The 20843-nt window shown below is 69.1% G+C and carries 19 protein-coding genes; 15 read left to right on the top strand and 4 right to left on the bottom strand.

Features of this window, described 5'->3' with window-relative positions:
• Position 1 precedes the first annotated feature (1 nt).
• The 13 genes from AMYAL_RS0141870 (at position 2) to AMYAL_RS0141810 (ending at position 13623) form a co-directional block, all read left to right on the top strand.
• Complete coding sequence (locus AMYAL_RS0141870; protein ID WP_020637289.1) at positions 2 to 1369, top strand: replication-associated recombination protein A; 1368 nt, start codon at positions 2 to 4, stop codon at positions 1367 to 1369.
• 192 nt (positions 1370 to 1561) lie between these two features.
• Positions 1562 to 2626 (top strand): ALF repeat-containing protein, encoded by a 1065-nt coding sequence (locus AMYAL_RS0141865; protein ID WP_020637288.1) that lies wholly within the window; start codon positions 1562 to 1564, stop codon positions 2624 to 2626.
• A 176-nt stretch (positions 2627 to 2802) separates the two neighbouring features.
• A complete protein-coding gene (locus AMYAL_RS0141860; RefSeq protein ID WP_020637287.1) occupies positions 2803 to 4386 on the top strand; it encodes a purple acid phosphatase family protein in 1584 nt (527 codons plus the stop codon).
• 67 nt (positions 4387 to 4453) lie between these two features.
• Positions 4454 to 5491: a BMP family ABC transporter substrate-binding protein gene (locus tag AMYAL_RS0141855; RefSeq protein ID WP_026467892.1), complete on the top strand. Its 1038-nt coding sequence runs from the start codon at positions 4454 to 4456 to the stop codon at positions 5489 to 5491.
• The gene (locus tag AMYAL_RS0141850) at positions 5472 to 6989 is read left to right on the top strand and encodes an ABC transporter ATP-binding protein (RefSeq protein WP_026467891.1); all 1518 of its coding nucleotides are present in this window, start codon (positions 5472 to 5474) and stop codon (positions 6987 to 6989) included. Before AMYAL_RS0141855 ends, AMYAL_RS0141850 begins: the two co-directional genes overlap by 20 nt.
• Entirely contained in the window at positions 6986 to 7990 is a 1005-nt protein-coding gene (locus AMYAL_RS0141845) for an ABC transporter permease (RefSeq protein WP_020637284.1), read from the top strand. The genes AMYAL_RS0141850 and AMYAL_RS0141845 overlap by 4 nt, the downstream gene beginning before the upstream one ends.
• Positions 7987 to 8844, top strand: coding sequence for an ABC transporter permease (locus AMYAL_RS0141840; protein ID WP_020637283.1), 858 nt, complete (start codon positions 7987 to 7989; stop codon positions 8842 to 8844). Before AMYAL_RS0141845 ends, AMYAL_RS0141840 begins: the two co-directional genes overlap by 4 nt.
• Positions 8841 to 9569 (top strand): nucleoside phosphorylase, encoded by a 729-nt coding sequence (locus AMYAL_RS0141835; RefSeq protein ID WP_020637282.1) that lies wholly within the window; start codon positions 8841 to 8843, stop codon positions 9567 to 9569. Before AMYAL_RS0141840 ends, AMYAL_RS0141835 begins: the two co-directional genes overlap by 4 nt.
• A complete protein-coding gene (locus AMYAL_RS0141830; protein WP_020637281.1) occupies positions 9566 to 10696 on the top strand; it encodes an acyl-CoA dehydrogenase family protein in 1131 nt (376 codons plus the stop codon). The genes AMYAL_RS0141835 and AMYAL_RS0141830 overlap by 4 nt, the downstream gene beginning before the upstream one ends.
• Positions 10696 to 11706 (top strand): s-methyl-5-thioribose-1-phosphate isomerase, encoded by a 1011-nt coding sequence (locus tag AMYAL_RS0141825; protein WP_020637280.1) that lies wholly within the window; start codon positions 10696 to 10698, stop codon positions 11704 to 11706. Before AMYAL_RS0141830 ends, AMYAL_RS0141825 begins: the two co-directional genes overlap by 1 nt.
• Positions 11703 to 12419 (top strand): acireductone synthase, encoded by a 717-nt coding sequence (gene mtnC, locus AMYAL_RS0141820; RefSeq protein ID WP_020637279.1) that lies wholly within the window; start codon positions 11703 to 11705, stop codon positions 12417 to 12419. Before AMYAL_RS0141825 ends, mtnC begins: the two co-directional genes overlap by 4 nt.
• On the top strand, positions 12416 to 13048 hold the full coding sequence (mtnB, locus tag AMYAL_RS0141815) for a methylthioribulose 1-phosphate dehydratase (protein WP_020637278.1): 633 nt from the start codon (positions 12416 to 12418) through the stop codon (positions 13046 to 13048). The genes mtnC and mtnB overlap by 4 nt, the downstream gene beginning before the upstream one ends.
• Entirely contained in the window at positions 13045 to 13623 is a 579-nt protein-coding gene (locus AMYAL_RS0141810) for a 1,2-dihydroxy-3-keto-5-methylthiopentene dioxygenase (protein ID WP_020637277.1), read from the top strand. Before mtnB ends, AMYAL_RS0141810 begins: the two co-directional genes overlap by 4 nt.
• A gap of 80 nt (positions 13624 to 13703) precedes the next feature.
• Here the strand turns inward: AMYAL_RS0141810 and AMYAL_RS0141805 are convergent, their stop codons facing one another.
• The 4 genes from AMYAL_RS0141805 to AMYAL_RS0141790 form a co-directional block, all read right to left on the bottom strand.
• The gene (locus AMYAL_RS0141805) at positions 13704 to 16097 is read right to left on the bottom strand and encodes a chitinase C-terminal domain-containing protein (protein ID WP_020637276.1); all 2394 of its coding nucleotides are present in this window, start codon (positions 16095 to 16097) and stop codon (positions 13704 to 13706) included.
• Positions 16098 to 16222: 125 nt separating this feature from the next.
• Entirely contained in the window at positions 16223 to 17302 is a 1080-nt protein-coding gene (locus tag AMYAL_RS0141800; protein WP_245193343.1) for a hypothetical protein, read from the bottom strand.
• Positions 17303 to 17312: 10 nt separating this feature from the next.
• Positions 17313 to 17633 (bottom strand): VOC family protein, encoded by a 321-nt coding sequence (locus AMYAL_RS47465; RefSeq protein WP_020637274.1) that lies wholly within the window; start codon positions 17631 to 17633, stop codon positions 17313 to 17315.
• Positions 17634 to 17865: 232 nt separating this feature from the next.
• Positions 17866 to 19944, bottom strand: a complete 2079-nt coding sequence (locus AMYAL_RS0141790; RefSeq protein WP_020637273.1) for a phosphocholine-specific phospholipase C — start codon at positions 19942 to 19944, stop codon at positions 17866 to 17868.
• A gap of 192 nt (positions 19945 to 20136) precedes the next feature.
• Between AMYAL_RS0141790 and AMYAL_RS0141785 the strand changes: the two genes are divergently transcribed.
• Positions 20137 to 20535: a DUF948 domain-containing protein gene (locus AMYAL_RS0141785; protein WP_020637272.1), complete on the top strand. Its 399-nt coding sequence runs from the start codon at positions 20137 to 20139 to the stop codon at positions 20533 to 20535.
• Positions 20532 to 20840 (top strand): hypothetical protein, encoded by a 309-nt coding sequence (locus tag AMYAL_RS0141780; RefSeq protein WP_020637271.1) that lies wholly within the window; start codon positions 20532 to 20534, stop codon positions 20838 to 20840. The genes AMYAL_RS0141785 and AMYAL_RS0141780 overlap by 4 nt, the downstream gene beginning before the upstream one ends.
• Positions 20841 to 20843 lie beyond the last annotated feature (3 nt).

The following is a 20843-nucleotide window of genomic DNA, read 5'->3' as shown; positions in this document are numbered from 1 at the left end:
CGTGGCACAGGACGAACTCTTCACCGTGAACCCCGACCTCGGGCCGCCTCCGGAGCAGGCCGAGCCGAGGGAGGTCGCCGTACCCGCAGGGGCGCCGCTGGCCGTGCGGATGCGGCCGCGGTCGCTCGGCGAGGTCGTCGGCCAGCAGCACCTGCTGCGCGAGGGCGCGCCGCTGCGGCGGCTCGTCGAAGGCGCGGCGCCCGCTTCCGTGCTGCTCTACGGCCCGCCGGGAACGGGCAAGACGACCTTGGCGAACCTCGTCTCGGCCGCGACCGGACGCCGGTTCGTGGCGATGTCGGCGCTGTCGGCCGGGGTGAAGGAGGTGCGCGGGGTCATCGAGGAAGCCCGCCGCCGCCGGAACTACAACGCCGAGAACACCGTCCTGTTCATCGACGAGGTCCACCGGTTCTCCAAGACCCAGCAGGACGCCCTGCTCGGCGCCGTCGAAGACCGGACGGTGCTGCTGGTGGCGGCCACCACGGAGAACCCGTCGTTCTCCGTGGTCTCGCCGCTGCTTTCGCGGTCGCTGGTGCTGCAGCTGCGGCCGCTGACCGACGCCGACATCGTCTCGCTGATCGAACGCGCGATGACCGACGAACGCGGTCTCGGCGGCGAACTCACCCTGACCGAGGACGCGCGGGCGCATCTCGTGCGGCTGGCCTCCGGTGACGCGCGGCGCGCGCTGACCGCGCTGGAAGCGGCCGCGGACGCGGCGAGCGCGACAGAGGCCAAGACGATCGACCTCGCCATCGTCGAGTCCACAGTGGACAAGGCGGCGGTGCGGTACGACCGGGACGGCGATCAGCACTACGACGTCATCAGCGCGTTCATCAAATCGATCCGCGGCTCCGATGTGGACGCCGCGCTGCACTATCTGGCGCGGATGATCGAAGCGGGGGAGGATCCGCGGTTCCTGGCCCGCCGCCTGGTCGTGCACGCGAGCGAGGACATCGGCATGGCCGATCCGACGGCGCTGCAGTCGGCCGTCGCGGCGGCGCACGCGGTGCAGTTCATCGGGATGCCGGAAGGGCGTCTCGCGCTGGCGCAGGCGACCGTGCACCTGGCGACGGCGCCGAAGTCGAACGCCGTCATCACCGGGATCGACGCCGCGCTGTCCGATGTCCGGTCCGGACGGATCGGGACGGTGCCGCCGCATCTGCGGGACGGGCACTACGCGGGAGCGGAGAAGCTCGGCAACGCGAAGGGGTACCGGTACCCGCACAACGTGCCGGAAGGTGTTCTGGCACAACAGTATCCGCCGGACGAGCTGATCGGGCGGGACTACTACGAGCCGACGCAGCGCGGGGCGGAACGGACGTTGCACGAGCGGGTGCCGAAGCTGCGGCGCACCATCCGGGGCGAACGTTAGTTCCGCATTCGGAGCAGTACCGGGAAAATCGGTAACGTTCGTCGATCATGGGGCTATATGCTTCTGTGGCTGGGGGATCACCGGGTTGTCGTGCTGTGTGGGATTCCCCGTGCTCGACCACGATGGCGAGCAGAACAAGAGTGACAACCTTCACCTATGGCAAACTGGGGAAATTCCAGCGTTCGCAAGGTCATGTCATCCTCCGTCGCGGTTCTCGCCGCGGTCACCGTGGTGACCGGGGTCCTCACGCCGTCGGTGGCGAGCGCCGCTCCGGCCACGGCCTCGGCCGCCGTGGCACAGACGCCGGAAGAGGTGCGCACCAACGCCGCCGCCGTCGTCGGCCTCACGGTCACTCCGCAGCTCTTGCGGCTCAGTGAACGCGACTTCGTCTACGAGATCTACAAGGCCGCGAAGCTGCAAGGCGAGATCGCGCGGGAAGTCCAGTTCGAGGCGCTCGACGCCTACAACAGTGGCAGGACGTCGTCGTTCCTCACGACCTGGATCTACGAGGCGCATCAGCGGGATCTGGACCGTGAAGCGGTCTACCAGGCCCGGCGCGCGGAGCGGCAGCCCGCCGCCACACTGCTCGGTTTCGAGCTGACGTCGATCATGCTCGCCCAGGAAGACGGGAACTTCGTCTTCGCGTTGTGGGAGCGGGCAGCCAAGGGATCGTTCGTGAAGGCGGCCGCGGCGGCCGCTACCCGCGGAGCGCCGGCGGAGCAGAAGGACTTCATCGTCCGCGGCATCTTCGTCGAGCACCAGCGTGATGTGGACGCCGCGAAGGAAGCGGCCGAGAAGGAAGCCGCGGAAAAGAAGCTCCGCGACGCACGGGTGAAGGCCGCGGCCGTCGTCGGGATGGATCCGGCACTGGCCGCGCAGCTGACGGACGAGTACTTCGTCCAGCACATCTGGTCCCGTGACCAGGCGCCTCGGGACTCCGAGGTGTGGTACGAGGCTTACCACAGCCGGACGCCGGAGCAGTGGCGGGCGTTCATCGACACCGGCATCTTCGAGGCCGCGGCCAAGGACAAGGTGAACACCATCAAGGTGCGCGCCGCCGCCGTCGTCGGCATCGACGCCGCCTACGCCAAGTACCTCGGGGAAGGTCCCTTGGTCCGCGAGATCTGGACCAGGTCGACTCCCGGCACTCAGGTCCAGGCGGCCGCCTATCGTGCCCTGCAAAGCGAATCCCCGGCTCAGTGGCGAACCTTCCTGGAAACGGAGATCTTCGCCGCGGCCGAGGCGGACAAGCACTGAAGCTCATTGGTAGGTAGTCCGTGAAGGCCTCCTTGAGGGACTCTGAGTCCCTCAAGGAGGCCTTCACGGACTTAAAGAGTGCTTGGGTACTCCTTGAGGCCGCCCTGGGCAACTGGACCGCTCGCGTTCGCTTCACCGTCGGCAAAGCGGCATCCGGATGAGCGAGTATCGCGCGCATGGAAATCCCCAGGGTCGGTGTTCCCGACGCGCTGGCCTCGCGCCTCACGATGGCCGAGCAGCACGAGTACCTGAGCCGCCGCACGATGCTCAAAGGAGCCGGGGTCGCCCTCGCGGCGGGCCCGCTTCTCCTGCAGGGCACCGCGTACGCCGACGGCGACAAGGTCGTCCCGGCGGGGCGGCATCTGGCGTTCGGCCGGAACCCGCGGACGTCGATGCGGGTCGCGTGGCAGGTGCCGGCGCCGGTGCGGAAGCCGTTCCTGCGCATCGCCGACGGTCACGGTGGCTGGAGCCACCGGATCCCGGCCGAGGTCCGCGCGCTGCATTCCGAGGTCGCGGGGGTCATCGCGCCGTACGACCAGTACTACCTGCACGCCGAGGCCGATCACCTCTGGCCCGGCCGCACCTACCGGTACGCCGTCGGGCACGAGGGCTTCGATCCGGCCTCGGGTGACGGTGGTCCCGCCGCGATCTCGACGTTCACCACCGCGCCCGCGCGGGGCATCCCGGCGGACAAGTTCACCTTCACCGCGTTCGGCGACCAAGGTGTGTCGACGACGGCGCTCGCGCAGGACGGCGCCGTCGCGCGACAGGACCCGCGTTTCCATCTGCTGGCAGGCGATATCGCGTACGCCGATCCGAGTGGCGCGGGCAAGCCGCCCGGCAGTAAGCCCGACGCGGATCACGACCTGTTCGACCCCAAGGTCTGGGACGCCTACTACCGCCAGATCGAGGGTGTCGCGGCGTCGGTGCCGTGGATGGTCACCACCGGCAACCACGACATGGAAGCCCTCTACTCGCCGGACGGCTACGGTGGCCAGCTCAAACGCTGGGATTTCCCCGGCGGCGGCCCGCACGACTGCCCCAGCGTGTACTCGTTCATCTACGGCAACGTCGGGGTGATCTCGCTCGACGCCAACGACGTCTCGTACGAGATCCCCGCCAACCTCGGCTACTCGAACGGCTCCCAGACGGCCTGGCTCAAGCGGCGCCTGCGCTATCTGCGATCGCAGCCGGACGTCGACTTCGTCGTGGTGTTCTTCCACCACTGTGCCTACTCGACGACCAACCAGCACGCGTCCGAGGGCGGCGTCCGCGAGCAGTGGGTCCCGCTGTTCGACGAGTTCCAGGTCGACCTCGTGATCAACGGGCACAACCACATCTACGAACGCACCGACGCCCTGCGCGGCGGCAAGGTGACCCGCGAGGTCAAGATCGGTGACACCGTCGAGCCGGATCGTGACGGCACCGTCTACGCGACCTGCGGTGGTGGCGGGAGGAGCCTCTACAGCTTCCCGGTGCCCGACACGTTCGCGGGGGAGTTCCAGTCGTATCACTGGGTCAAGGGCGGCGGGAAGGTGACCGAGACGGTGCCGTGGTCGCGCGTGCGCTACACCGGTTACTCCTTCCTCGCGATCGACGTCGAGCCCGCCTGGTTCGGCCGCCGCACGACGCTGACCGTGCGGACGCTGCGCAACGACGGCGCCGAGATCGACCGGTTCACCCTGCGCCGCACGGCCGGACTCCACCGCTCGCGGTACGCGGCGGCTTCCGCCCTCGGCGCGGATCCGGGCGACGTATAACGACCTACACGGTTCCGCATGGTGGGACTCGTGTCATATCGTGGACCGGAGACCTAAAGTCCGGGACATGTCGCCGAGAACCCTCCTGCGGGCCGTCATGGCCATTTCCGCCGTCGCGCTCCTCGCCGCGTGCAACGCCTCGGCCAAGGACCCGGCCGCGCGGAACGCCGCCGGGCCCGCGCTGGTCCTGATCACGCCCAGCCCGGTCGGGGTCAACGACTTCCTCAAACTCGCCGTCCAGGGCATCGAGGATTCGGCCAAGAAGCACAACGGGACGCAGAAGGTGTTCCAGAGCACCGATCCGGCGTCTATCCAGCAGAACCTCTCGGCCGCGGTGCGCGAGAAGCCCGCCGTCGCCGTCGCCGTCGGCTTCAACTTCGCCGACGCGATCGCGGCCGAGGCCGAGCGCAATCCCGAGCAGAAGTTCCTGTTCGTCGACTCCTGCACCACCAAGCCCTTCCCGAACGTCACCTGCGCGGTGTTCCGCGAGCACGAAGGCAGCTACCTCGCCGGTGCCGAAGCCGGGCTGCTGAGCAAGACCGGCAAGGTCGGCGCGGTCGTCGTACTCGACGCGCCCCAGTTCCACCGGTACTCGATCCCGTTCGGGCAGGGCGCGGCGAAGGCCAAGCCCGGCACCACGCTGGCCCCGCTGTTCATCGGCGGCGCGAACCCGTTCAACGACCCGGCGCGCGCGAAGGCGCTGGCCGGCACGCTGGCCGGTCAGGGCGTCGACCAGGTCATGGGCGCGGCCTCCGCGGCGGGCAACCTCGGCGTGTTCGAGGCGGCCAAACAAGGCGGGTTCTTCGCGTTCGGCGTCGACGCCAACCAGTGCCCGGCCAGCCCCGGACAGGTCGTGGACAACGTCGTCAAACGCACGAACGTCGTCATCGGCGACGGGGTCGACGCGATCCTCGGCGGCAAGACCGGCGAGACGAAGTCCTACGGTGTCAAGGAAAGGGGCATCTCCCTGACCGGGCTGGAGCCCGACGCCCCGACGTCGCAGTGCGTCGTCGCGAGCCACCCCGACGTGCTGGCCAAGGTCGGCGAACTGCGGGACCAGATCATCTCGGGCGCGATCGTCGTCGATGACCCGGCCAAATCCTGACGCGGTCTCACTCCGGGGGATCGTCAAGCGGTTCCCCGGAGTGCTCGCGAACGACCACGTGGACCTCGCCGTCGGCAGGGGCGAGATCCACGCCCTGATGGGCGAGAACGGCGCGGGCAAGTCGACGCTCATGTCCGTGCTCTACGGTCTGCACCGGCCCGACGAGGGTACGATCTCCTTGCACGGCAAGGAAGTCTCCTTCGGCTCGCCCGCGCAGGCGATCGACGCCGGTGTCGGCATGGTGCAGCAGGGGTTCGCGCTGTTCGGCGAACTCACCGTCACCGAGAACGTCGTGTTCGGCAGCGAACCGACCCGCCGCGGCCTGCTGGACCGCAAGGCGGCGACGGCCCGCGTCACCGAACTGATCGAACGGCACGAACTGCGGCTGCGGCCCGGCGACCGGGTCCGTGACCTGCCGGTCGGGCTCCGGCAGCGGGTCGAGATCCTCAAACTCCTGTACCGCGAGGCCGCCGTCCTGATCCTCGACGAACCCACCGCCGTGCTGACCCCGCCGGAAACCGAGCGGCTGTTCGGCGTGCTGCGCGCTCTCGCCGCCGAGGACCGCACGATCCTGTTGGTGTCGCACAAACTCCAGGAGGTCCTCGCCGTCAGCGACCATGTCACGGTGCTGCGAGACGGCCGCGTCAGCGCCCGCGGGCGCACCGCGGACCAGACCGCCGCCGGGCTCGCCGCGGCGATGACCGGTCGCGAGGTCGACCTCGACCGTGTTCACCCCGCCGGGACACCCGGTGACATCTTCCTCGAAGCCCGTTCCCTGACCGTTCCCGGAGTGGAAGGAAAACCGTTGCTGGACAACGTTTCCCTCACCGTGCGCGGCGGGGAGATCGTCGGTGTCGCCGGGGTCGCGGGCAACGGCCAGGCAGAACTGTCCGGCGCCATCACCGGTCTCCTGAAGACCGGCGGCGAGGTCGTCCTCAAAGGACAGAACCTCGACGGCCTGTCGGTCCGCGCGCGGCGCGACGCCGGGCTCGCGCACGTCCCGGAAGACCGCGCCGAGGTCGGCTCGGCACCCACGGCGAGCCTCCGCGAGAACCTGGCCGTCGGCTTCCACCGCAAGCGACCCTTGGTACGCAAGGGTTTCCTGCGCCGCAAGGAGGTCGACGACCACGCGTCGGCGATCATCGAGACCTACGACGTCCGCGCGTCCGGCCCCGCCGCCGCGATGGGCACCCTGTCCGGCGGCAACCAGCAGAAGGCGATCTTCGGCCGCGAACTCTCCCACGACGCCCCCTTCCTGCTGGTCGAGCAGCCCACCCGCGGGGTCGACGTTGGCGCGATCGAGAACATCCACGCCCGGCTCGTCGCCCATCGCGACGCCGGGCACGCCGTCCTGCTGATCTCCGCCGAGCTCAGCGAGATCCTCGCGCTCTCGGACCGCGTGCTGGTGCTGTTCGAAGGCCGGATCGTCGCGGAGTTCACCAAGGACGAAGCCGATCAGCACGCGGTCGGCCTGGCGATGGCCGGAGGTGCCGGATGACCCGCGTCCGTCTCATCGCCGTCCCGGTCGCGGCGGCGCTCGTCCTCGGCGCGATCCTGTTGCTGGCCACCGGAACCGACCCGCTGGCCGCTTACGGCGCGATCGTCTCCGGGGCGTTCGGCCCTGACGGCCTCGGTGACACCCTCGCCTACGCCGTCCCTGTCGCGGGGATGGCCACCGCGCTCGCGATCCCGCTCCGCGCGGGCATGGTGAACCTCGGCGGCGAGGGACAGCTGGTGCTCGGCGCGATCAGCGCGCTCGCCGTGGGGCTGTACGTGCCCGGTCCAGGTCCGGTCAAAGTCGTCTTGGCGCTGCTCGCGGGCACGCTCGCCGGAGCCGCGTACGCCGCGCTGGCCGCCGTCTGCGAGAACCGCCTCGGCGTCCCGCTGCTGATCAGCACGCTGCTGCTGAGCTATCCGGCGATGTCACTCGCCGGCTACCTGGTGCGGTTCCCCTTGAAGGACGCCGGTTCCAGCCTGCCGCAGAGCCCGCAGCTGCCCGAAGGCGCCCGGCTGCCCGAAATCGACGGCGTGACGACCGGGATCTTCCTGGTGGTGGCGGTGATCGCGGTCTACGCGGTGATCGACGCCCGCACCCCTGCCGGTTTCGAGACCAAGGTGACCGGCTGGGCGCCGAGGTTCGCCACCTACGCCGGGATCGACCGGCCGAAACTCACGCTGCGGCTGCTCGCCGCGTCGGGCGGGACGGCCGGGCTGGTCGGCGCGATCGCCGTCCTCGGCTTCCCCTACCGGTTCATCGACGGCGCGCTCATCACGCCGCAGTACACCTGGATCGGCCTGCTCGCGGCGCTGCTCGCCGGGGCCAGCCCGCTCGGGACGCTGCTCGCGGCGGTGTTCTTCGCGGCGCTGACCAGCGGCGGGTTCGCCATGGAACGCGCGACGCAGGTCCCGCGCGAGCTGACCGCGGTCCTGCAGGCGGTCCTGATCATCTTCCTCGCGGCCACTTCGGGTGTCTTCAAGCGGAAGGCGGGCCGGGCATGATCGACGCGAGCCTGTTCTCCTCGGCGCTCACCGCGCTGACACCCATCCTGTTCGCCGCGCTCGCGGGCGCACTGTGCCAGCGGGCCGGGGTCTTCAACATCTCCCTCGAAGGTTCGCTGCTGGTCGGCTGCTTCGGCGCCGTCGCCGGGAGCTGGTACACCGGCAGCGCCTGGATCGGCGTCGTCGTGGCGGTGATCGCGGCGACGGCGTATTCGCTGATCCTCGCGATCGGCTCGATCACCTTCGACGGCGACCCGATCGTGCTCGGCGTCGCGAGCAACCTGCTCGCGGTCGGGCTGACCAGCTTCCTCATCCGCACGGTCTTCGGCACCGAAGGCTCGTTCAGCGACCCGGCCTTGCAGGGGCTGGGCCAATTCGGCCCGATTCCGGGGCAGTCGCTGCTGGTCTACCTGTCCTGGCTGGCAGTACCCGCGCTCGCGGTGCTGCTCTACCGGCATCCCTGGGGCTTGCGGCTGCGTGGTGTCGGTGAACGCCCGGAGGCAGCGTCCAGCCTCGGCGTCAACGTCACCAAGTACCGCTACGGAGTGATCCTCGCCGGGGGCGCGCTGTGCGGTCTCGGCGGCGCGCAACTGGCGCTGGGCTCGGTGACCTTGTTCGCCGAGAACATGACCGCCGGCCGCGGCTGGATCGCCGTCGTCGCGGTCATGCTGGGCCGCGCGCATCCGCTCGGGGTGCTCCTCGCGGCGCTGCTGTTCGGCCTGGCCGAGGCGTTCGGCTTCCGGCTCCAGGGCATCGGCCTGCCGCAGCAGGCCACCGACGCCGCGCCCTACGTCGTCACGCTGGTGGCGCTGTTCCTGTCCAACGTCAAGCGCAAGAAGGGACAGCCCGCGTGAGCGACGTCCTGCCCATCACCAAGATCCCCCGGCACGGGCTGCCGCCCCGCGCCCTCGTCGTCGGCGACCCGGACCGCGCGACCGCGGTGGCCGAAACACTGGAAGAGGCCGTCCTCGTCGGCCAGAACCGCGAATACCGCAGCTATACCGGCACCTGGAAGGGTGTCCCGGTCGTCGTGTCCTCGCACGGCGTCGGCGGGCCAGGGGCGTTGTGCCAGTTCGGCGAGCTGGCCGAAGCGGGCGTCCGTACCCTGATCCGGCTCGGCACTGCCGGTTCGCTGGCCGACGGGATCACCGACGGCGATCTCGTCATCGCCGAGGCGGCGGTCCGCGACGACGGCGTCACCCAGCAGCTGATCCATCCGGAGTACCCGGCGTTCGCCACCCCGGAGGCCGTTGTCGCGCTGAGCCGCGCCGCCCCGGAGGCGCATCGCGGCGTGGTGTGGACGCGGGCGGCGTTCAGCCCGCTGGTGCTCACCCTCCCGATGGCCGACTATCTGGCCGCGCGGGTGATCGCCATTGAGATGGAACTCTCCGCGTTACTGGTGTTCGCGTCATTGCGCGGTTTGCGGGCCGGTGGTGTGCTCGTGATCGACGGTGACGCGCGGCCCGACCACCCCGACCCGTCGGCCTACGACCCGCACCGCGACGTCGTGGCGTCCGGGGTGGCGAGGGCGACTCGCGCGGCACTCGACGCACTGGTCGAGTTGGAGGGGGCGGAATGACCGAAGTATGGAGAAAAGCTGCCGAGGAACTGGCCGGGACGCTGCGGGCGGACGCGGCCGAGCGGGATTTCGCCGGACGGCTTCCGGTGCACGAGGTCGGCTTGCTGCGCGAGTCCGGTCTGCTGACCCTGCTCGACACCGCGGGCTGGGCGGCCGCGAACCAGGCCACCCGGATCGTGTCGGCCGCGGACGCGTCGATCGGGCATTTGCTCGGCTATCACTACCTGCAGCTGTGGCGCACCGGCCTGTTCGGGCCGCGCGTCGCGAGCGAACCGGGCTGGTTCTGGGCGGGCGTCAGCAACCCGCTCGACGCCGCCCTGCTGATGACCCCGGCCGACGGCGGGTTCACCGTCGACGGCACCAAGACCTTCGCCACCGGCGCGGCCGTCGCCGACCGCCTGGTGGTCAGCGCGACGAGGACCGACAACGAGGAGAAGCTGACCTTCGTCGTCGACGCGCGGGCCGACGGGATCACCTTCCCCGGTGACTGGGACAACATCGGCCAGCGGCTCACCGCGAGCGGCGCGGTGCGGTTCGAGGCCGTTCCGGTCGCCCGCGACGACGTCCTCGGCGTCCAGCCGGAGGATCAGTCGGATCCGACGATGTCCCGCATCTCCCTGGCGGCGATCGGTTTCCAGCTCATGCTGGCGCAGGTCTACGTCGGGCTCGCGTCCGGCGCGCTCGACGCCGCCGCGGTCTACACGCGCGAGACCGCGCGGGCGTGGACACTGTCCGATGTGGACAAAGCGGCCCAGGATCCGTACACCCTGGCCGGCTACGGCGAACTCGTCGCGACCGCGAGGGCGGCCGGATTCGCTGTCGACGCGGCGGTTTCCGCTCTCGGCGAGGCCGACGAGCGCGGATTCGACCTGACCCCGGCCGAGCGCGCCGAAGCGGCGATCGCCATCTCGTCGGCGAAGATCGTCGCGAGCCGGGCGGCCGTCGAGACCACGAGCAAGGTCTTCGAGTTCACCGGCGCGCGGGCCACGGCGACCAAGTACGGCTTCGACCGCTTCTGGCGCAACGCCCGCACGCTGACCCTGCACGACCCCGTGACCTACAAGGCGCGTGAGGTCGGCGACCACTTCCTCAACGCGATCCCGCCGCGCCTTTCGGGGTACAGCTGATGACGCTGCCGATTCTCGCCGAAAGCGTCCGCCTCGACGACGAAGGCGTGCACATCCTCGACCGCCGGGTCTTCCCGTTCGCGCGGGAGTGGGTGCTCTGCCGGACCTCGGAGGAGGTCGCGGTGGCCATCGAGGACATGGTCACCCAGTCGTCCGGACCGTATTTCGCCGCGCTGGGCGCGATGGTGCTCGCCGCCCGTGAGGCGTCCGGGCTCGCCGATCCTCGCGCGTACCTGCGACGGGCGGGGGAGCGGATCATCGCGACCCGCACGACGAACAACCATCTGCGCAAGGCCGTCGCCGCCGTACTGTCCGAAGTGGACAAATCGTCGGGTGATCTCGTCGAGGCCGCTACGACGGGGGCGCGGGCAGGTGACGAGCTGTACCGGTCGCGCAGCCGCGCGCTGGGTGAGCACACGGCGGAACTGGTGCCGGACAAGGCGACGGTGCTGACCCACTGCTGGGCGGATCTCTACCTGGTCGACCTGGTGCTGGCCGCGCGTCGCCACGGCAAGGAGTTCTCCTTCCTCTGCACCGAAACCCGGCCGTACCTGCAGGGCGCGCGGCTGACCGCCGAGACCCTCGCCGAGATGGGTGCCGACACCCGGCTGATCACCGACGGGATGGGCGCCGCGGTGCTGGCGTCCGGCGAGGTCGGCGCGCTGGTGACGGCGGCCGACCGCGTCGCCATGGACGGGCACGTCGTCAACAAGATCGGCACCCTGGGGCTCGCGGTGGCGGCGGAGGCGTTCGGCGTGCCGTTCTACGCGATGGTCCAGGCACCCGACCAGGCGACACCGACCGGCGCCGACGTGCCGATCGAATACCGCGACGGCGACGAGGTGCTGAGCGCGCTCGGCCACCGCGTCGCCAGCGAACGCGTCCGCGGGCACTATCCGGCCTTCGACGTGACACCACCACGTTTCGTGACCGCGGTGGTGACCGACCGCGGGGCCTTCACACCGAAGCGGCTCCACGAGTACTACGCAGAAGGGGAAGCGAACCAGTGACCGCAACGCTGACCGCCCGATGGGTGGTCCTCGACATCGAGGGCACGCTGACCGCCACCAGCTACGTGCACGTGACCCTCTACGACTACGCGCGGCCGCGCCTGGGCCCGTGGATCGACGACCACCCGGAGGACCCCGAGGTCACCGGCGCCGTCGCGCGGATCAAGGAACTCGGCGGGCTCCCGGCGGACGCGTCCACGGCGGACGTCGTGGCGGTGCTGCACGGCTGGATGGACGCGGACCAGAAGATCGCGCCGCTGAAGACGGTGCAGGGCCTCATCTGGCAGCGCGGGTACGCCGAGGGTGACCTCACGACGGAGTTCTTCGGCGATGTCGCCCCGGCTCTGCGGACGTGGCACGCATCGGGCCTGCGGCTGGCGGTGTTCTCGTCCGGCTCGGTCGCCGGGCAGGTCGCGTCGTTCTCGCGGACCACCGACGGCGACGTCACCGGCCTGTTCGAGAAGCATTTCGATACCGTCAACGCCGGGCCGAAACGCGAGGCGCCGTCGTATCGCGCGATCGCCTCCGCACTGGAGGCCGAGCCGGGCGAAGTCGTGTTCTTCTCCGACGTCCCGGCCGAACTCGACGGGGCGGCCGCCGACGGCTGGCAGACCGTCGGCCTCGCGCGCGACGGCGAGCCCTTCGGCGACGCGGATTTCGGGACACACCGGACGATCCGGTCGTTCGACGAGATCAAGGTCGTCCCGCGGTGAGTGTCTTGGACCTGGCAGGCCGCGCGCTGGCCGAGGAATCCGCCCGGTTCGCCGGGCTGGGTTGGATGCGGGGCACTTCGGGCAACCTGTCGGTGGTGCTCGGCCGCGATCCGCTGCGGGTCGCCGTCACCGTCAGCGGACGGGACAAAGGCGAGCTGACCAGCGACGACGTCGTGGTGGTCGGGGAGGACGGGCTGGCCGTCGCCGACCAGCCGCATCCGGACAAGGTGCCCTCGGCCGAGGCCGGTCTGCACGCCCGGATCGCGGCGGTGTCGGGCGCGGGCGCGGTGATCCACGTGCACGCGCTCGCGCCGGTGGTGGCCGCCGAACACTGGCCGGACGGCGTCGAACTGCGCGACCTGGAGATGCTCAAGGGCTTCGGCCGTGCCGCGCACGACGACCTGGTGACGATCCCGGTGATCGCCAACGGCCAGGACATGCGCGTCCTCGGCGACGCGTTCGAGGCGGGTTTCCGGGCGGACACGCCGGCGGTGATCGTCGCGCGGCACGGGATCTACGTCTGGGGTGATGACCTGCGCCACGCGCGTCATCGCCTGGAATGTTTGGAGTGGTTGCTCCGGTTCCGGGTAGAGACAAGACTTGTCACCGAGGAAAGGGGAGTGCGATGACCTTGCTGACCGTGTGGCCGGACGACCGGCCCGACGAGATCGCGCTCAGGACCGAGGATCCGGCCGTCATCACCGGGGAGCTGGGGCGGCTCGGCGTCCGGTTCGACCGGTGGGACCTCGTCGACGATCTGCCGCGTGAAGTGACGCCCGAGCAGGTGCTGGCCGCCTACGAGGAGCAGATCGGAAAGGTCTCGGCGGCCGAGGGCTACACCTTCGTGGACGCCGTCCGCATGACGCCGTCCGACGACCCCGGCTGGGCTGCCGAAGCCGCCGAAGCGCGGCAGAAATTCCTCGCCGAGCACACCCACGACGATGACGAAGACCGCTTCTTCGCCCGCGGGGCCGGCGTGTTCTATCTGCACCTCGGCGGCAAGGTGTACGCGGTGCTGTGCGAAGCGGGGGACCTGCTGAGCGTGCCCGCGAACACCACGCACTGGTTCGACATGGGGACGCGGCCGGATTACGTGTCCGTCCGGTTCTTCCACGACGACGGCGGCTGGGTCGGGAACTTCACCGGTGCCACGCTGGCGGGGGACTTTCCTGGGTTCGACGAGCTGACCGCAGGGCGTTACTGAAAGCGTGGGCCTCGTGGAGTGGCTAGGACGGTTCTAACCGTCCTAGCCACTCACGAGGCTTTACGCGCTGCCGGGGTCTGTCAGGCTGCTGTCCAGAGGGCAGGCACGTTCGGCGGCTCCCAGCCGGGCAGGGACCGGTGGCCCTGACGGCAGACGTACGCCGCGCCGTTGTACGTCACCCGAGCACCGGTGGCGTAATCGACGTTCGGCTTCCAGGCGTCGGACGGCACCGAAGTGGTCGTCGTCGGCGTGGTGGTGGTCGGCCTGGTCGTGGTGGTCGTCGGACTGGTCGTGGTGGTGGGTGTCGTGGTCGTGGTACCCGTCGTCGGTGTGGTCGTGGTCGTCGGCGGGGCACCGCCGCCACGCGGGTTGTCCGACGCGATCGCGTAGGTCGTCCCGCCGAAGGTGAACGTGAAGTTCGACGGCGACGCGATCGGCATGTAGTAGTTCAGCCGGACCTCGACCGTGGCACCGGGTGCGATGTTCTGCCAGCTCGGTACGGTCACCGCGACGTGCTGGAAGTCTCCCTTCATCCCGCCGACGTTGGGCCCGCTGTGGCCCTTGCTGGTGACCGCCAGGCCGAAGCCGGACTGGTCGGACATGCTGCCGGGCGCGCTCGTGCCGTAGTCGAACTCGATCTTCGTGCCACCGGGGATGGTGGTGGTCGAATTGTTGGTGATGCGCATCTGCGGGGTGATCGGGTAGTTCGCGTCGCCCAGCGCGAATCCGGTCAGTTTGATGTTCGCGTTCAGCACCGAAGACGGCGCCGGACGCCCCGACTTCGAGTTGCCGTACGGGGCGGCGCCGCGCAGGCCGTCGTTGATCTTCGTGATCAGCGTGTCGCCCATGAAGTACTGGCCCTTGGCGTTGTCGAAGGCGTAGTCGCCCGCCAGCTCCCAGATCATGACGCCGCCGATGCCCTTGTCGGCCACGTACTTGGCCTTCGTGGCGAGAGACTCTTCGTCCTCAGTGGACAGGAACACCTTCTTGTCGTTGTTCCACAGCCACGGTGTCACCATCGAGTTGTCGTAGTACCGGTCGTAGGTGCCGGAGAGCCGGTCCTTCGGGTTCTTCTTCGGGTCCAGCCCGTACTTCTCCAGGTAGTCCGGGATGATCTCGTTTTCGAGGTTCTTCGCGTGCCACATGGGGTTCGCGCCCGCCGGTACCTCGGCGCCCGTCAGGCTCATGTCGTGCCAGAGGTTGTCGATGCCGACCGCGCCGTTACCGCACGGCACTGTCGAACCGACCTGGGATCCGGTACCGGGTGGACACTGTTTCTGGTCCGGCAGTGGAGCATTGCCCCACAGCCCGTTCGTCCCGCCGGACACACCTTGCCAGCCTCGGGTGTAGAACCCGACACCGATGTTGATCCGGCCGGCCTGCATGGCACCGCGGAAGTAGTGATACGCCCAGTCGGTGTTGAGATAGCCCTGCCCGTCGTACTGCGGTGTCGTGTACACCTGCCAGTGCGCGAGTTCCGCGTCCTTGCCGTTGTCGTAGAGCGCCGCGTTCGGCCCGGCGAACTGGTTCCACGCGCCGTGCAGGTCGTAGCTCATCATGTTGGCGTAGTCGAGATACTGCGTGACGCCGTAGACCTCCTGGCCGCGCAGCAGCCAGCCGGACGCGGGGACGGCCGCGGTCAGCAGGTAGTGCTTGCCGTCGGCGGCGCCAGCCTGGTCGATCTTCTGGCGCAGCGTGCGCATCAGGTTCTCGTAGCCCGCCCACAGCGTGCCGCGATTGCTCTGCGCGATCCAGTAGTCGTCCGGGTTTCCGGCGTAGTTCGCCGACGTCGCGTACTCGTAGTCGATGTCCGCGCCGTTGAAACCGTAGTCGCGAAGGAACTTCACGACGGAATCCGCGAAGGTGTCGATGCTCGCTTGGCTTTGCGTCATCTTGTAGAACCCGCCCGACGCGTTGCGCGTGCCGTCCGGGTTCAGGAAGCCACCGGTCTCGGCCCAGCCGCCGATCGAAACCAGCGTCTTCACGTTCGGGTACTGCTTCTTGTACTTGTTCAGCAGATTGAAATGTCCCTTGTAGGGCAACGACGGATCCATCTCGGCGCCGGGAACGCCCGGCCATTCCATGCCGATGGACTCGTTGTTCGGACCGGGGTCGCCGACCGACACCTTGTTCTGCGCGTCGACATGGGCGAACGCGTAGTTGAGGTGGGTGACCTTTGTCCACGGGATGTTGCTCGCGAGATACGCCGGTGCCCCGTTCTTACCGGTGCGCCAGCTGGTGAAGTAGCCGATCACCCGGCGGGAATGTCCTTCCCCCAGGTTTTCCCGGCCGTTCGTGTCGTAGACGGTGCAATAGGGGGTGTCGACGCCGGGTGTCCGGTACAGCCCGTCGGGACGGCAGTCCTCGTGGCCCGCCGCGCTCGAAGTGGTGGGGCTGATGACGACGATCATGAGTCCGGCCAGCGCGATGAGCGACGCCAGCAGGGGGAGTAGTTTTCTGGTTCTCCTTGGCACGCCGAACCTCCGACAGTGGAAATTGGCCCTCGGTCAGAGCAGCTTGAGCCGCCGACCTGGCGCGCGTCAATAGGTGTAGACCAATTTCCATCCTGTGCCGTACGGCTGAGCGTACCTGTGGTTCGTCAGGTCTGGTCTTCGTCGAGCGGTGAAGGCCGATCGGGTGCGGGCAGGTAAGTGAGGCCGCGCAACAAGGTTCGCGGGTGGCCATACTCCAGGCCACATCTGGTGAGTGCTATGACCCCGTGCCCTTCGACGCGGGTGTGCGGGCCGATCTTGCCGGGGTGCACCGAAATCGCCTCGGCGATCGTATCCGCGTTGCAATGGTCCGGCAGGCCGAGTTCCGCCTTGAGGCGCCGGTAGCGCCGGACCCATTCCCGTTGCCAGTCCAAGGGATTCTCGGTGTGCTCGATGTCGTCGGCCCAGCCATCGGGCAGCGGGGTGTCCTCGTGGGGGAGCAGGTAGCCGTTCTCGGCCGCGAGTTCGCCGACCGATTCCTCGGGAGCCGAGACGTCGTAGAACCGGACCAGTTCACCTTTTTCGGCGACACACCACGATGTCGTCGAGTCGCCGTGGCTGCGCCAGTACTGATGCGCCGCGCCGAACCGGCGGCTCAACGCGGTACAGCGCTCACGATCCACCCCGCGCCGGACCTTCTCGTTCGCGAGCATGGCTTGATATTGCTCGCGCGGCTCGATACTCCAAGAGCTCTCTTCGGTGACGTCGGCCGGGTGCTGATCATCCGACGGCCGTCCGAAAACGAGCGTCCACCCGCCGAGCGCGGGGCTGACGTAGATCCGGGCGCAGCGTTGATGCCCGGAGCCGTGGTAGTGCTGGTTCCAGATCTCGGTGCCCAGTGACATGGTCACCGGTTCCGGATCGGACAGTCCGAACGTGTCGAGCACGGCCGCCTGGTCCGTGGTCGGGATGGCGTACCAGAACTCGCAGCCCCGCATCGCGACCGGGACCTCGCCGCCGAGCTTGCTCCGGATCAGCCGCCGGACGAGCGCGAGGTCGTACTCGCCGAGTGCCTCCGGCCCGCCGAGGCCGAACAGCAGCGTGCGTGCCGCGTTGCGCAGCGCCTGATTCCCGGTTTGCCGGATTTCGCGCAGTTCGAGAAGATCGTCCGGGCCGGTGTCCCGCAGATCCCAGGTACTGACGCGGCCACCCGCGATCAGGGTGTCGGCCACGGCTCTCATGTCCATACGGCGGAGGCTAGCCAAGCACTACGACAGAAAACTCGTTGCCCTCGGGGTCGGTGAGCACCACGTGCTCTTCCTCGGGGGACTGGCCGATGTCGATATGCCTGCCGCCGAGTTCGAGCGCTCTCGCGACGGTCCGCCGCTGGTCGTCGAGGGGCTCGCTCGTCAGGTCGAAATGCATCTGGTTCTGGCGGGTCTTCGGTTCGTCGTTCCGGACGAAACACAGCCGGAAACCGGTGTCATCGATTTCCCGGCCGAGCAGCCCGTCCCAGAACCGCGCGAGCCCTTGTGGGTCATGCGCGGCGAAACAAAGCCCCTGCAAGGTGACGGCCATACGTGACGCTAAGAACAGTCGCGCTCCACATGCAACCGGTTTGAGTACGGGTAAGGCGCGCTCTGGTGGGTTGGCGCGTTGCGAAAGCCACTTTCGCAACGGTGAAGGTTGCGAAAGTGGCTTTCGCAACGTCCGAAGCCGACACGCCGGCGAGCGAGCGACCATAAGTACATGAAGGCCTCCTTCCCTACCTTGAGAGTAGGGAAGGAGGCCTTCACGGACATTCAGCCAGTCAGCAGGAGACGCCGGACCGTCCGTTCTCGACCCGCGCGGTCAGCGTCCGCAGGAACGACGGATCCCCGTCCGCGGTCACCTTCACGTCGTACCAGCCGCCCGAGACCGGCCAGTCCACCGTGACCGAACGTCCGGCCCCGACCCGCACCACCCGCGTGAACCGCGAGGACGATAGCCGCAGCGTCAGCGCGGAAGTGCCCGAGTTGGACAGCTTGAACTCGACGCCCGAACGCCACGTCAGGAACCGCGTCCGGACGTCGACGCCCGCGGCCGCCCCGCGACGGTTCCCGCGCAGTTCCCACCACGACCGGTTCGGCCCCTGGACGACGACGCGGTAGTCGTCACCAGGCAGCCGCACGACCTCCGGCGCCTCACCGCGGACGTCGCGGTGCGCGGGCTCGGGGAACTCGCCCTTGTACGGGTACAGCGCGAAATGCGCCGACGACGAGCCGCTGTTGGCCAGCGAGAGCGCCAGGTTCCCGGATTTGTCCACCGCGCCGGACACCGAGACCTGGTACGGCAGCGGCCGCGACGGGCGGTTGCCGGGTTCGGCCACCGGCAGGCTCTGCTCCGCCGGGGCGGACGGCCGCCAGCGGCTGATCGGCGCGGGCACCGGACCGGGCCGGTTCACACGGGGCTGGCGGCCGCCGCGCGAGAAGTCGAAGGCACCGGTGAGGTCGCCCGCGACGGTCCGCCGCCACTTGCTGATGTTCGGCTCGGCGATCCCGGTCCAGCGCTCCAGGAACCGCAGCACCGAGGTGTGGTCGTACACGGTGGAATCGACGTTGCCGCCGATCGACCACGGCGAGACGACCGTCATCGGCACCCGCGGGCCGAACCCGAGCGGCTGGCCGTTGAAGTGGTCCGCGTCGTTCGCCGCGTTCCCCGGCGGCATCGGCGGCGGGACGTGGTCGAAGTAGCCGTCGTTCTCGTCGAAGTTGATCAGCAGCACCGTTTTCGACCAGGTCTCGCGGTCGGACGCGAGGGCGTCGAGCACGCGGTAGATCAGGTTCGCGCTGCCGACCGGAGTGGACGCGCCGGGGTGCTCGGAGTCCTTCGCGGACGGCACCAGCCAGCTCACCGCGGGCAGCCGCCGCGCCTGGATGTCCGCCTTCAGCCGGGTCACCAGCGTCTCCGGCTCGCTGCGGTACATGGCCTTCTTGAACAGGTTCCGCTCGGCGGGCGTCAGCTTCGCGACCCCGGCGTCGAACTGCGCGAGCAGCTTCGTGCGCTCCTCGGGGGTCTTCTTGAGCAGCTCGTCGTAGAACTCCTCGGTGGTGCGGAACTTCTGCTCGACCGAAGCGAGGATCTTCGTGCCGACCTTCTTGAAGGGCACGAAGTACTCGACCGCGTTGTCGGTGAAGTTGTCCCACTCCTGATAGATCTGCCACGGCACCCCGGCCGTTTCGAGCCGCTCCGGGTACGTCGTCCAGTCGTAGCCCGCGTGGTCGTAGGAGTACGCCGCGTTCGAGACCGCGCGGTTCGTCGTGCTGCCCGGTTCGAAACCGGTGGTCCCGGTCCAGAGGAAGTTCCGGTTCGGGTTGGTCGAGCCGAAGATCGAGCAGTGGTAGGCGTCGCAGATGGTGAAGGTGTCCGCGAGTTCGTACTGCAGCGCGATGTCGCGGCGCTCGTAGTATGTCATGGTCGCCGGGGTCTTCGCCCCGATCCAGCCGTTGTTCCAGCCGCGCGCCCACGCCTTGCCGCTGCCGTTCCAGCTGTGGTCGAGGTCGCCGAGGTACTGGATGTCGTCGGCGTTCCGGCCCGCGAGCTCGGCCGCCTTCCGCACCGAGAACGGCAGCACCGTGCCGCCGGCGGGATTCGGCTGCTCGAACACCGATCGCCCGGACGGCAGTTCGAGCGGATGGGTGTCGGCGAAGCCCCGGACGCCGCGCAGGTTGCCGTAGTAGTGGTCGAACGACCGGTTCTCCTGCATCAGCACGATCACGTGCTCGATGGCGTCGAGTCCGCCGCGGCGCATGGGTTCGGCCATGGCGGCGTGCACGGACGGCGGGAGAAGGGTGGTGGCGGCCGCGGCGCCGGTGGCGCCCAGCAACGTACGGCGTGACAGTTCAGGCATGCGGGCGACTTTTACCCAGCAAGGTGAACGGCACAAGAACCGAACAGGTCGTATGCGCGGCGAACATCGTTCGCGACGCTCCCCGCCCCGCCTCACTGCGCTGAGTGACGGTCCGGCGGGGTGACACCGTCGAACGGGCAGTGGGACGGTAGCCTCACGGGCACCAAGACCGCAGACCCTTGAGGAGGGCCCGTGTCGGCAGGGCAGATCGCCGCGCTGATCGCCGCAGGAGCATTCGTCGTACTCGTCGTGCTGCTGGCGATCGTGCTGTTCAAGCTCGGCCGGACCCTGGACGAGGCCACGATCGCCATCCGCAAGGCGCATGAGAACACCGACCCGCTGCTGATCGGCGCGAACGAGACGATCACGCACGTCAACACGCAGCTGGAGCGGGTCGACGGCATCACCGCCAACGCGCAGGCGGTCTCGGGCAACGTGTCCGCGCTGTCGTCGGTGTTCACCGCGACCCTCGGCGGACCGCTCGTCAAGACGGCCGCGCTGTCGTACGGGATCAGCAAGGCCATCAAGGCCCGCCGCAAGAAGGCGGAAGCGAAGGCCGCTCGCCCGGCGAAGAAGCGGGGCCGCAAATGAAGCGCCTGTTCTGGCTGGGCGTCGGCGTGGTCGCCGGCGTCGCCCTGTCACGCAAAGCGACGGAAACCGCTCGCCAGGCCACGCCCGCGGGGTTAGCCTCGAACCTGGGCGACGCCGTGCGGGAACTCGCGGGCGCCGTCGGCTCGTTCGGCGCTGAGGTCCGCGCCGGGATGAGCGAACGGGAACAGGAGTTGCACGACATGGTGTCCGAACGTTCCGGCTTGAGCACGGCCCCCGTGGCCGAGGGCAGGCACGCGGCACAGCCGCGCCGCCCGGTCCGGCGAGCTCGCCGGGCGGAGGGCTGATCG

Origin of the sequence: Amycolatopsis alba DSM 44262 (genome assembly GCF_000384215.1) — a bacterium.
GTDB lineage: Bacteria > Actinomycetota > Actinomycetes > Mycobacteriales > Pseudonocardiaceae > Amycolatopsis > Amycolatopsis alba.
This window is presented reverse-complemented; position numbering and strand designations above follow the sequence as displayed.

Excerpts from the sequence above, each read along its gene's own strand:
- AMYAL_RS0141845 (WP_020637284.1), top strand. The coding sequence starts at position 6,986 with ATGACCCGCGTCCGTCTCATCGCCGTCCCGGTCGCGGCGGCGCTCGTC.
- AMYAL_RS0141860 (WP_020637287.1), top strand. The coding sequence starts at position 2,803 with ATGGAAATCCCCAGGGTCGGTGTTCCCGACGCGCTGGCCTCGCGCCTC.
- AMYAL_RS0141790 (WP_020637273.1), bottom strand. The coding sequence starts at position 19,944 with ATGCCTGAACTGTCACGCCGTACGTTGCTGGGCGCCACCGGCGCCGCG.
- AMYAL_RS0141830 (WP_020637281.1), top strand. The coding sequence starts at position 9,566 with ATGACCGAAGTATGGAGAAAAGCTGCCGAGGAACTGGCCGGGACGCTG.
- AMYAL_RS47465 (WP_020637274.1), bottom strand. The coding sequence starts at position 17,633 with ATGGCCGTCACCTTGCAGGGGCTTTGTTTCGCCGCGCATGACCCACAA.
- AMYAL_RS0141840 (WP_020637283.1), top strand. The coding sequence starts at position 7,987 with ATGATCGACGCGAGCCTGTTCTCCTCGGCGCTCACCGCGCTGACACCC.
- AMYAL_RS0141850 (WP_026467891.1), top strand. The coding sequence starts at position 5,472 with ATGACCCGGCCAAATCCTGACGCGGTCTCACTCCGGGGGATCGTCAAG.
- AMYAL_RS0141780 (WP_020637271.1), top strand. The coding sequence starts at position 20,532 with ATGAAGCGCCTGTTCTGGCTGGGCGTCGGCGTGGTCGCCGGCGTCGCC.
- AMYAL_RS0141865 (WP_020637288.1), top strand. The coding sequence starts at position 1,562 with ATGTCATCCTCCGTCGCGGTTCTCGCCGCGGTCACCGTGGTGACCGGG.
- AMYAL_RS0141825 (WP_020637280.1), top strand. The coding sequence starts at position 10,696 with ATGACGCTGCCGATTCTCGCCGAAAGCGTCCGCCTCGACGACGAAGGC.
- AMYAL_RS0141800 (WP_245193343.1), bottom strand. The coding sequence starts at position 17,302 with ATGGACATGAGAGCCGTGGCCGACACCCTGATCGCGGGTGGCCGCGTC.
- AMYAL_RS0141810 (WP_020637277.1), top strand. The coding sequence starts at position 13,045 with ATGACCTTGCTGACCGTGTGGCCGGACGACCGGCCCGACGAGATCGCG.
- AMYAL_RS0141855 (WP_026467892.1), top strand. The coding sequence starts at position 4,454 with ATGTCGCCGAGAACCCTCCTGCGGGCCGTCATGGCCATTTCCGCCGTC.